The 11,989-nt window shown below is 44.8% G+C and carries 7 protein-coding genes; 2 read left to right on the top strand and 5 right to left on the bottom strand.

Going from position 1 to position 11,989, the window contains the following annotated elements; all coding sequences use genetic code 11:
- Positions 1 to 47 precede the first annotated feature (47 nt).
- The 4 genes from H7F31_RS08810 to H7F31_RS08795 form a co-directional block, all read right to left on the bottom strand.
- Positions 48 to 4,010, bottom strand: a complete 3,963-nt coding sequence (locus H7F31_RS08810; protein WP_187103840.1) for a DUF4838 domain-containing protein — start codon at positions 4,008 to 4,010, stop codon at positions 48 to 50.
- 75 nt (positions 4,011 to 4,085) lie between these two features.
- A complete protein-coding gene (locus tag H7F31_RS08805) occupies positions 4,086 to 5,840 on the bottom strand; it encodes an extracellular solute-binding protein (protein ID WP_187103839.1) in 1,755 nt (584 codons plus the stop codon).
- Positions 5,841 to 5,901: 61 nt separating this feature from the next.
- Positions 5,902 to 6,792 carry a carbohydrate ABC transporter permease gene (locus H7F31_RS08800; protein ID WP_187103838.1) on the bottom strand — a complete coding sequence of 297 codons (891 nt, stop codon included), beginning with the start codon at positions 6,790 to 6,792 and terminating at the stop codon, positions 5,902 to 5,904.
- Complete coding sequence (locus H7F31_RS08795) at positions 6,782 to 7,774, bottom strand: ABC transporter permease (RefSeq protein WP_187103837.1); 993 nt, start codon at positions 7,772 to 7,774, stop codon at positions 6,782 to 6,784. Before H7F31_RS08795 ends, H7F31_RS08800 begins: the two co-directional genes overlap by 11 nt.
- Before the next feature lie 257 nt (positions 7,775 to 8,031).
- On the opposite strand from H7F31_RS08795, the gene H7F31_RS08790 reads away from it, so the two are divergent.
- Together H7F31_RS08790 and H7F31_RS08785 are read left to right on the top strand one after the other, a co-directional pair.
- A complete protein-coding gene (locus tag H7F31_RS08790; protein ID WP_187103836.1) occupies positions 8,032 to 9,765 on the top strand; it encodes a sensor histidine kinase in 1,734 nt (577 codons plus the stop codon).
- Positions 9,758 to 11,380, top strand: a complete 1,623-nt coding sequence (locus tag H7F31_RS08785) for a response regulator (protein ID WP_187103835.1) — start codon at positions 9,758 to 9,760, stop codon at positions 11,378 to 11,380. Before H7F31_RS08790 ends, H7F31_RS08785 begins: the two co-directional genes overlap by 8 nt.
- A 325-nt stretch (positions 11,381 to 11,705) precedes the next feature.
- On the opposite strand, the gene H7F31_RS08780 is transcribed toward H7F31_RS08785, so the two are convergent.
- Complete coding sequence (locus tag H7F31_RS08780; RefSeq protein WP_087569780.1) at positions 11,706 to 11,987, bottom strand: DUF2277 domain-containing protein; 282 nt, start codon at positions 11,985 to 11,987, stop codon at positions 11,706 to 11,708.
- Between the last annotated feature and the right edge of the window lie 2 nt (positions 11,988 to 11,989).

Genomic DNA, 11,989 nt, shown 5'->3' with positions numbered 1-11,989 from the left:
CATATGACAGAGATATGACTGATCGTCATATCTCTGCCAACTGTAAATTAATTAGAAAGAAACAGATTAAAATACAGATCCTTCGCGATTGCCGCCCCATTCTGATAAGCTGAACCGTCCGCGTAAGCATCGGCGACGCTCATTGCGACATAAACGCCGTCCACACTATTGCTCGTCAATTCCATGTAGTAGCTCGTTTGGGGCGTTGTCGGCGCGTTAATTCGAAAATGTTCGAAATACGAAGCTACAGGGCCGGATATTGAAGTTGAACCTAGCAGCGTCGTTTTATCCGGACTGTCGTATACGCTAAGCGTTAACGCAATGCCGGATAACCAAAGATTTTTTTCAATGAGGAGCTCGGCTCCGATACTGCTCCATCCTGTTCCGGCAGGCGTTTCGAACGTCTGGCCTAGCGGATTGACGTTGCTGACGTAGAGGCCGTCTCCAGATATCGTTTGCGCTACCGTTGCGGCGCCATCCAATCGGTACAATGAAACGTCGTCGATATAAATTTTTGTTCCCGGTTCGATATCCCACACCGGAAATACCATTTCGGCCGTACTCCCGTTATCCGGGACTTCAAAAATGACTTCCATCGTTGACCATTTGCCTCTATTCGGAGCGACGAGCGTCTTGGCCGTTACAGCGCTTCCCAGATGCTGATTATTGCTTCCCTGCATATTAAGCCACCACTGGATACTGCTCTTCGCATTCGGATTAAAATCCGCAGGCGTATAATAGCGCACTAACGCCCCGTAATAACCCGGCTTAACGGGTATACTTCTCTGCACCGGCCCGCCTCCTGTAACGACACCGTCGATTTCGACACTATAAGCTCCCGTACGCGATACCGTATTCGTACGCTTCATACTGCCGGTGCCTTCCGTCCAATACCACCATTCATCGCTTTCGTCGCCGTTGCCGTCTTCGAAGGAAGGGTTACTTATTAAATTTTGCGCGTTGTTCGCCACTGCCAGCAATAACAACGAATAGTTGCGAACCGTTATCGTGTCGCTTGACGACATTTCTTTCAGCTTTTGGATGAATTCACCTTCAGTAGGCGCGTGTTCAAGATAATCCGCTAATGTATTGAACACGCCGTCCTGGAGGCCGCTCCACATGCCGCCGAACGTTGGCGGCGTAAGCTGGAATTCCAAGATCGGATTCCCGACAAATTCATTGACCAGGTCCATTCGTTTCTGCGCATATTCCATGCTTGCAATGTTATCCAATAACAGGTTCACTGCCTCGTCGTCTGCAGCAGGAGGCGTGATATCCTTGTCTCGCGGATAACTGAGCGCGCTGGCCTCATAGTACTCGAATGATCGCATAAGCAGATTGGCGCGCTTTTGTTGTTGCGCCGTATCCGCGTATGCAACAACAAGCTCCATTAATCGGCGGCTTTCTGCGATCTCTTCCTTTGTTAAAGCCTTTAAGTAACTGGCATCATAAATGCCCGGCAGATGATTGGTCCTATTGGGAGAATTCGCCCAATTCAAATACCAATCCGTTTGGAATATGCGCGTCGTCCAGAACGTTTCCCAAAATTCGTAGTATAGCTTTAAATAAGGTGCGGAACCCGGGCCAACGGCCTTGTTATACCACTCGTTTAATAACTCGTCGACGTCTTGCTCCGGATCCCATTGCAATTTAGCCGAAATCCACGGTTTGGGACCTTCCCCGAAATTCGGGAAAAGCTCAGCTACATGACCGACGACCCCTTGTTCTGCAGCATACTTGTAATTTTCCGCCATATTATGAACGTACATGCGAGGCACATTAAAGGGAGAACCATATAAATATTCATACCACCCTATGCTTGCCGCCGCTTCGCTCCATTTCTCCGTTTGGAGCTTGCCGGGAACGCCCATCCGCGGATCATCCCATGTCATCCTGTCATCGGTAATATAAGGAATTACATGATCATTTAGCTCGATGTTCGAAGGCGGATCATAAACATTGGCGTACGCCAGCAGTCCAAAGTATTTATCCGGGTATTCCTCAAGAACGCCTTCGACGATTTGGTTGACCCATGGATAATACAGATCCGACATGTTCAATACGCCTATCGAATTCAGCTCTCCCGGATAATTGGGATGCGCAGGATTCGACTCGCAAAAATTCGCGCCATCGTTAATGCCCAGAGAGTAAGATTTTTTGTCCGGGTTGGCGTCAAAATACTGTTTGATTCGCGTTATGGCGGCATTGGCCGTATCGTCGTTAAAGCATACTTGCCAAAGATACGGATGCGTCGGCAGCTCGCCTCCCGGATAATATTCCGGATGATCGGCAAATACGGAAAGATCGAACAGGCTCGTAAAATTATGATGGAACTGGATATTGTCGTACATCCGGTTGCGCTTTGCCCACGCCTTGCTCGTTGCAGCACTCGGATAGGAAGAGCCCATTAATAATGGTGGGTCCTCTGTCCCGAAAAAATGGCGAGAGAGCGTCGCAGGTTGTTCGCGAACTGTCTGCATGGAGACGGCGATCGTTTGATGCGTCGGCACATCTTCTCCGTCCGGCCCCGGCATCAGCCACGCGACGCCGAGATATCTCTCCAAAAATTCATAAACGCCGAATTCGGTTCCCCATGCAGTCGGACCGATAATCGTGATTTTGTCCGTACCGGGCACAATGACGAATCCATCATCCGTCAATCCCGCCAACAAGCCGTTAATCTCCTGCTCATCGACGGCTTCAACGGTTCCGACATATATCCTTACCGCATTTTCCGGCACGTTTTCCGTTCCAACGGTTAGAAGCGGCAGTTCTGCCCCGGTTGATTTTTGCACATATTCCGAAAGCGTTCGTGCCGCTCCTAGCGATTGGGCATCCGGATTGACGCCGGTAAGGATAACGGCTTTTGCCTGCCCTTCTTTTACAATAGTTATATCTTGCGCAGGCGCTTCGGTCGGCGAGACGGGAACTATAGGCGTTCCGCTTCCGGATGGCGAACCCGTCGCTTTATTATTCATTCGCACAACCTTACCCTCCCCTGTTACTTTAATCTCAGTATAAATCTCCATATATTCCACAATTGCACCTGCATCAAGAACTATGGTGCCGCCGGTTGCGCCGGCCATAACAAACATTTGCCCGATACTGGATCGTGCCATACGAATGGAACTATTTTCAGCTTCGATAATGACTTTCGGAAGAGTGGAGTCGGTAATGCGAATGTTGTTTGCACCACCACTGATTGTTGTCGCGCCTTTTACGGTAACGCCGACCAAAGAAGCATCACCGGCATCGATTCCTTTAGCGAATATTAAACTTCCGTTGATGATCGTATTCCTAAGCGTTAGGCCCGGGGCTTGAATCATGACATCCCCCGTGATGATTGCGATTCCCTTAGCAGGTCCGTAAATACCGGCTTTTGAATAAGATCGCGACTTATCCTGACGCGCCCTGTCCAACATCACGATTGCTTCAGCACGGGTAACCGGAGCTTGGGGACGAAACAGATTACCGCCGTAACCTTTCATAATTTGCTCGGATACGATGGCGCTTACCGCCTTCATGCTCCAGTTAGCAATGTCCCCGGCATCTTTAAATGGGGGCGTCGCTAACGTACCCGCTACTTCCAGGTTCAGAAGCCTGTTTACTATAACAGCGCCTTCTTGCCTGCTTATGTTCGCATTAGGACTGATCTTGCCATTGGCTTCTCCCAATAAGTAACCGGCCTTTACGGCTTTGGCAATATCCCGATAGAACCAGTCGGTTGGTTTCACGTCCGGGTAAGCGATCGTTGCTTCGTCCGTAAGTCCGAAAGCGCGATTGACCAGTACAATAAATTCTGCTCTGCTGATTGCATTATCCGGTCTGATCGTCCCGTCCTTATATCCTGTTATAAGCCCTTGATTTAACCATTCGTTCAATTGGACATTCGCCCAATGCCCCGTAATATCCGACACATTGGCCGCTGCGCTTGAAGAGAAAGTGAACATTGCGCTTTGAATCAAGAGAAGCAGAGAAAGCAAAAGACAACATTTTCTTTTTACCATCATGTGTCCCATCCCTTTCCTTATTCCCGTTATATAATGAAAGGAAGGGTTTTCCCCCTTCCTTCCTGACGGGGCGGCTTATTGGTTAATTTCCTTCATCTTGTCAAGCGCCTCGATATTTTGCTGCAGTTCCCAGTCCATTAAAGTATCCAAGCCGAGCTTATTCATCTCGTCGACACCGTTTGTCCAGATCTTTTCGAATTCTCCTTCGTCTTTTGCCGTGATCAGCTTTGGCAGCCAGGTTTTCGTATAGGTTTCGATCTTTCCGTTTATCATCTTTAGATCGTTCGATAAGTCCGGATACAACGATTGGAACGTGTTGTCGTAAAACTGAATCTTTGCTTTACCCTGTTCAGCCAGCTTCTGAAACGCTTGCCCCGGGTAAGAGACGCCGTATTGCGCGTTGTAATCCTTGTCTCCTTCGGTAGCGTTAAGCTCCAGAGATTTATCGGTCAATAGTACATTCAACAGATTGCCTTCCGGGTCTCGGGATTCCGTCGACATGCCCATAAAGTTATGATAGAGATTAATCCCCGTTTTCTGGACATAATTCGCCTCTGTTTGCATCGCTTCGCGTTCGCTATCCTTTAACTCAGGCCTGCCATTCTCCATTTCCCAATGCTCGCCTTCGATCCCGCTCATCAGCAGCCGATTGCCTTCGTACGAATACAAGAAATTCAGCAAATCCATAGCCCGATCCTGATGCTTGCTTTGTTTGGAAATAACGATTGCTTTCCCTGAGATCGCGCCTGTAAGCATCGATCCAGATCCTTGATACACAACGGGATTCGCCCCGGGGATCAAGTAATATCCGCCTTCCTTAATTCCCGAAGCTTGCATTGTATTCAATGCGTCGACATTCCACCAGGTTGCCGGTACGGAAAGAAACTGCAAGTTTTTGTTTTTCGCAATAAAATTATCGTTTTTCTGCGTAAACATTTCCGGATCAAGAAGCTTTAATTGATTCGCTTTGTACATAAATTTCATAGCATTTTTGAATGCGCTTCCTTCATGGGTAAACATCGGCGTCACTTTGCTCGATCCATCTATAAGCGTCCAGTTATTTCCGTTCAAATATCCTTGAGAGAAGACATAAGGTACAAAGTAAGGCCACAGTCCCCAATCATTCCAACCGGATATGCCATACACTTTTTTACCGTCGGCCGTTGTCGGGTGCAGCTTCTGCATTTGCGCCAATACATTTAAAAAGTCGTCTTCGTTATTGATTTTTGGATATCCCATCTCCTTGTAGTAATCCCAACGAAGCGTCAAACCTATTGGATAACTATAGACGGGCGCTGCATCGCCTACATTTACGTAATTATTCGCGGTTAATCCATACAGTAATCCTGTATTATCGCTTAAATATTTTTTGCTGAATTCCAGCATTTTGGGAACGTTATTCGTAATTTCTTGTCCGTTCGAAGCGATCAGATCCGTGAGCGGAACAATGTGATCGCCTTTAATATAGACGCCCATCTCCGTGATCGGGATTTGCATGATATCAGGCAGATCCCCGCTGGCCAAAGCGACTTTATCTTTAGTCGGATCGGAAAGCTGATAATCGATTTTAATGCCAAGCTTCTCCTCAATAACTTCGGTTACGCGATTATTTTGCACTCCTGGTATAGGCCCCGTATCCGCACCGCGCACGGTTAACGTTACGATCGGCCTGGTAGCGCTTTCACTTTCTGCATCTTTACCAGGGGCTTGGCTTGTAATCGGGCTTCCGCTCGATTCATTCGACTTCGTATTGCCGGTACTGCATGCACTGCCGAAGACAAGCAGAATTGCCACAACAAGTGATACACACATAAAACCTTTCAATTTCATTGATGAACCCCCTAATTGATTTAATAATAATCAGTCGAATATAATATTTCGACTGTTATCTTCAGCCTTTTACCGCGCCCAACATAATCCCTTTAACAAAATATTTCTGAATCCAGGGATACACGAACACAATGGGAAGCGTCGTAAGAATCGTTATGGTCGCCTTAATCGATTGCGGCGTAAGCGCTCTGGCGGCATCTCCTCTTGTTAAATCCAACTGAGAAAGATTGGCAATACTTTGAGATGTATTCAAATAATTGTAAAGGATTAACTGCAGGGTTTGTAAATCGGAACGGCTGACAAGCAGAAAGTTATCAAACCAGGCTCCCCACTGCCCCACTGCCGAGAATACCGCGATTGTCGCAATGATTGGCGTTGATACTGGAAAGATGATCGAACTAAATATTCGAATATGTCCCGCTCCGTCGATTTTCGCCGATTCTGAAAGCGAGAAGGGAATTTGTTCTATATAGGTTTTTATCAGGATTACATAAAAAGGCGTAATGGCTGCAGGAATGATATATAGCAGGAAGTTGTCTTTCAGCCCCAGGCCCCTCATCGTTAAATACCAGGGGATGATGCCGGCATTGAAGTACATCGTAAAAATCGTAAAGCGATACACCAGTTTCCGAAAATTCATTTCTTTCTGCGCAACCAAATAAGAAAAGAAAGAGCAGCATATAATCGTAACAACAGTTCCAAGTACGGTGCGGGAGACCGAAATAAAAAGAGCTTGCAAAATATCGTTTAGTCGAAATACCATTTCATAATTTGCCCATGTAAACCCGGCAGGCAGCAAGTAGATACCCCGCTGCGCTTCCGCCGGAATGCTTATGGAGTAAATAAACACGTAATAAAAAGGATAGATGCAGACGAAAGAAAAAATCCCCAGAAACACATAGTTTATACTGCTAAACGCTCTATCGTATAATCTTGATGATTTACTGAACATAGTTTAAGCCTCCGGCATGTGGAATGTATTGGCGTTGTCTAGAAAAGATGCTCTCCCCTGATTTTTTCGAGATTTGATTGGCGGTCATCAGCAACAGGATACTGATGAAGGTTTTCCATATCCCGATCGCAATGGAGTAAGAGTACTGTCCATATACAATGCCCATGTTGTACACGTATAGATCCAGAACCTCAAGCTTGCCCGCAACCAAAGAATTGTTAAACACGTAAAACTGCTCAAATCCGTTGGAAAGTATACCGCTTATCGACAACAACAGCATGACGAAATAAGTCGTTAAGATTGAAGGAACCGTTATGTGTCTTATGCAATTCCAACGTCCGGCTCCGTCTACTTTTGCCGCATCATATAATTCCTGATCAATCGAGGCGATCGCAGCCAAGTAAATAATGGCGCCCCAACCCACTGTTTTCCAAACGCCTAATCCCGTCTGTAGAAACCACGCAATACTTTCATTTCCCAAAATGTTTTGCGCTTCATCAAATATGCCTAGTTTTACAAAAAGCGAATTCAGCATGCCTTCCATGGAAAAGAGGGAAAAGAATAATCCATAAACGATAATCCAACTAATGAAATTAGGCAATGTCGTTACGGTTTGTACAAATTTTCGAAAAAACGGATGGGCAACCTCGTTTAGCAAAATGGCAAAAGCAACCGGAAGGGGGGTTATTAATAACCCCATAAAGCTTAGGACTAATGTGTTTCTAAGCACAAGACTAACCTGACTCCAATCACTATCGAACATCATGGTGAAATATTTGGTCCCCACAAAGGAATCTTTTGATAGCGGAATACCCGGAGTATAGTCCAAAAACGCGTAAATCCACCCTGCTAGCGGGACATAAGAGAAAACAAAAACAAAAAGAACGGACGGTACGGCCAGCAATAAAAGAAGATTGCCCTCAGAAAGTTTCTTATTCATTTTGGCTCTCGGGGCTCCGGCAACGTCGATTCGCGTTTCCATGAAAATGACCTCCAACCCTAACTATTTGCTCGTTGCCAATTCATTGTATCAATGCGCCTTCGGGTTGAAAACGGACGAATTTGCGGCGATAAGGAATATCCTGTGTATTCGTCTTCATTTCTTTGAAAGCCCTTTCCTCCTTAATAAAGTTGATATAGACTTATAGTATGAAAACACTATTTTCAATGGCCTCCATGCGTACTGTGCATAACAACCTCTCCATTAAGAACAAAATTTTTATATATAGCGTGATTGTCGTGTTCGCATCCCTATTTGTAATTAGTTACTATTCAAATCACATATCAACGAAGGCGATTATACAGAAAGCGCAAATTAATAGCTCGCGCGAATTATCGCTCATCACGAATCATCTGAATACGTTGATCTCGACGATCAATAATTCCGGCGTTTCGTTGTCTATCGATTATAGAATGCAGGCGCTGCTTAACGACAATCCCACGGTTCCCGAATCCTTATCCGCGAAAAACAGCTTGAATATCGAGTTTCAGCGTATTATCTACAGCACGCTTACGCTTCGCAGCAAAATAAAAACCACTGAAATCGTTTCAGCGGACTATTCCATCTTTCAGACAAGCGAATTCGATCCTGAAACCGTTAAAGGGATTGTCAAACGGGAGGCGTCCGATTATATCGACAACATTAAATCGGCTTACTGGATGGGGCTTTATCGCATTCCAATTGTTTCCGGAGAAATGCAAAATGTGTTTCTGATCACGAAACCCGTCATCAATATGAACACTGGACTTACCTTAGGCTCCATCCTTCTCTTTATTAATGAAGAAGAGATTGCTTCGATCTATTCAATGAATATCGCCGACAACAACGTTCAGTACGATATCGTTAACGCCGATAATCAAATCGTTTCATCCACGAATAAGGATCGATTATACCGGAATTTTCTTAGCGAGCATTCGATGGCCGAACAAGATTTTAATCAATTAACATCAACCGGCAGGAAGCTGCAAGGCCGAAACGACGATCGTTTGTTATATACCGTGCAAAACTTCGATGCATTAAATTGGAAAATTATTAGCGTCGTTCCATTACAGGAGATCACCCAAGAGGTTCGGGATATCAACAAGCTTATCATTTTCATCAGCGTGATTTGCCTCATCTTGTCGCTGCTTGTATCCTACATTTTGTCCCGTTTAATCACCAAACCGATTATTCAGTTGCATAAGTCGATGAAAGCCATTCGCAACGGTGATTTGCTTGCTCGGACAAACGTAACTTCAACTGATGAGATCGGCCTGCTCAGCAACGGATTCAATACGCTCATGGACCAAATCAACGAACTTATGGAAGAAATCTATACAGCGCAGCAAGCCAAACGAAAGTATGAGTTCAAGATTATTCAATCGCAGCTCAACCCTCATTTTCTATATAATTCATTGGAAACAATTAACTCGTTAATTCAACTGAAATTGAATGATTCGGCAATGAAATTTACGAACCATCTCAGCAATTTCTATCGCATTTCATTAAGTTCAGGGAATGACGTCATACTGATTTCGGAGGAAATCCGGATCATTGAAAGCTATTTGTTCATGCAGTCTCTTAGATACCACGAGTTCATGGATTATGTCATAGAAGTAGACGATTCCATCTTCCCATGCAAGATTCCGAAGCTGACGCTGCAGCCGCTCGTCGAGAACGCTATCTATCATGGTCTGAGAAACAAACGGGACAAAGGGCTTGTTACGATAACGGGAAGGCTCATGAAGGAATTCATTCTGCTCGAGATAACAGACAATGGGATTGGGATGTCCGAACATAAAATAAACGATATTCTAACCCAAGATAAAAACAGTAATAAATTGGCTAACTTCGGTATAACAAGCGTCAATGAAAGGATCAAACTCCTGTTCGGGGAAGCCTACGGTCTTACGTTTATGAGTGAAGTCGGCTCCTATACGAAAGTTATTGTGAAAATACCAATAGGCAAGGAGGATGAATTTTACGATGTATAAGCTGATCATTATAGACGACGAATATTATTTCAGACAATCGATGAAAGTAAAGCTCCCTTGGGGTCAACTCGGGTTTGAAATTTGTGGGGAGGCAAACAACGGAGAAAGCGGATTGAAGCTGGTAGAGGAAGTAAATCCGGATGTTATTCTGCTGGATATTAATATGCCGCTTATGGATGGCCTGGAATTTTGCAGATTGCTCAAACAAAAGGAACTTAAGATTCATCCTATCATTGTAATCATCTCAGGATACAATGATTTCAACTACGCCAAGTCCGCAATTCAATACGGAGTGAACAACTATTTGCTTAAACCGATTAATATAGATGAGTTGACGGCCACGATAGTCGAAATCAAGACGCATCTGCATAAAACGTTAATCTCGCAACAAAATTTACGTGACTTGGAACGATTCGTAAAACAAAACGAACCTCTTATCAAAGAGAAAGCGTTAATTGATCTATTGATGAGCAGCTCGGTACTGAGCGAGAATAGATTGATGGAAATATCAAATGATTTGCAAATTCCGATGAGCAACCATTACTGTCAAGTCGCCATCATCGAAATTGATGACACAACTCAAAAAAACTGGTCGCATGCGGACAAACAACTGTGGAAGTTCGGACTCTTTAACATAGCGACCGATATGCTTGACAGACCCTTCTCCGTACAGCTTTGTTTCGATTATCGGGAGAGATTGTGTTGCGTTTTCGGATACGAACAGGACAATCATGCTTTAGAAGCTCTAATCACTAATCGCTTGGATCAGCTTAGACATATGGTTCAAAAGTATTTGAAATTCACGCTGACGATTGGAATCGGAAAACCGTATGCTCAAATCAAAAACATTTCCTCCTCATATACGGAAGCTATTCAGTGCACTAGAAGCAAGTTGATTACAGGATGCAATTCGACGTTTCATTATCGTTCTATTGAAAATGATAAACAGATGGAAGCTTTATTCAGCGTGGAAAGCAAAAGCAAACTGCTCATATCTTTACGTACCAATGACCGGGACGAAACTCGGCGTTTATTAAACGACATTTTTCGGAGCTTTACGCTAAAAAAGATTAATGTCGATCTCATTTATGCGCATTGTATCGAAATGTTTACTTTATGCATCGAGTTTGCGGTTGAAAATCAAGTGGACTATCAAAAATTGTTCCAAGACGATATAAATCCGTTCGTAAAAATATATAACAATAATAATATTCAAGAAATGGAAGCTTGGATGCAGCAAGCTTACGATCGCGTGGCGGATGATGTGCATTCCATAATCAAGAACAAGTCTACGCAAATCGTATCCATGATTAAGGCGTATATCGAGCAGCATTATCAGGACCGCAGCCTAACTATCGAAAGCTTATCCCAACACTTCTATATTAGCTACTTCCATATTTGTCGTGTCTTTAAACAGGTTAGCGGCTCCACGCTCAACGAGTACATTTCTTCCTATCGCATTCATAAAGGAAAGGAAATGATAGATTCGGGCGTTGTTTCCATCAGTCATATCGCGAATAAGGTTGGCTATGAAGATCCAAATTACTTTAGCAAACGATTCAAAAAAACATTCGGCATCGCCCCCATTCATTACATTAAAAAGAAGCAGCTTTAAGAAACCTCTTTAAGGGCTTGCGCGCGAAATTTTATCTTTCTAACAAAGAGAAGCTGTCGCCTCAAGTAGAATTAACCTGCTTATGGGACAGCCTCTTCGTGTAATATGCAGGGTGCCTTGCCCCTCTTTATTTACAAGACACCATTCTCTATGTTTTCTAGCCATCTCATGGTCCAAGCCCACATTCGGCTATGATCTGACACAGCAGCCGAAGCTTGTTCACGCTATTCGCCGCAAAGCCGAGCAAGTCGGCATCGATATTTCGAACTATTCCGCCAGCGCCAATTTCTTCTTCGTTATTTTGCGTATATGAAATATGGCCAGCCTACTCGACAGGCTTAACGCCGAACCGCTTGGCGTTGCGCTCGCGCGCCCGCTCCCGCTCGACCTCGCGGTTCTTGGGCTCCGAGTTCGTTACAAGCGATTCCAGCAACCGCTGTGACACTTCCGTCACTTCCGCAACGGCGCGGCGGAACGCTTCCTCGTTCGCCTTGGAGGGCTGGATGAAACCCGATATTTTGCGCACGTACTGAAGGGCAGCTGCCTCAACCTCGTCCGGCGTCGCAGCGGGCTCGAAATTGAACAGCTGCTTAATGTTCCTGCACATGT

The sequence above is a fragment of the Paenibacillus sp. PAMC21692 genome (genome assembly GCF_014303795.1).
GTDB classification, from domain to species: Bacteria; Bacillota; Bacilli; order Paenibacillales; family Paenibacillaceae; genus Pristimantibacillus; species Pristimantibacillus agaridevorans.
This window is presented reverse-complemented; position numbering and strand designations above follow the sequence as displayed.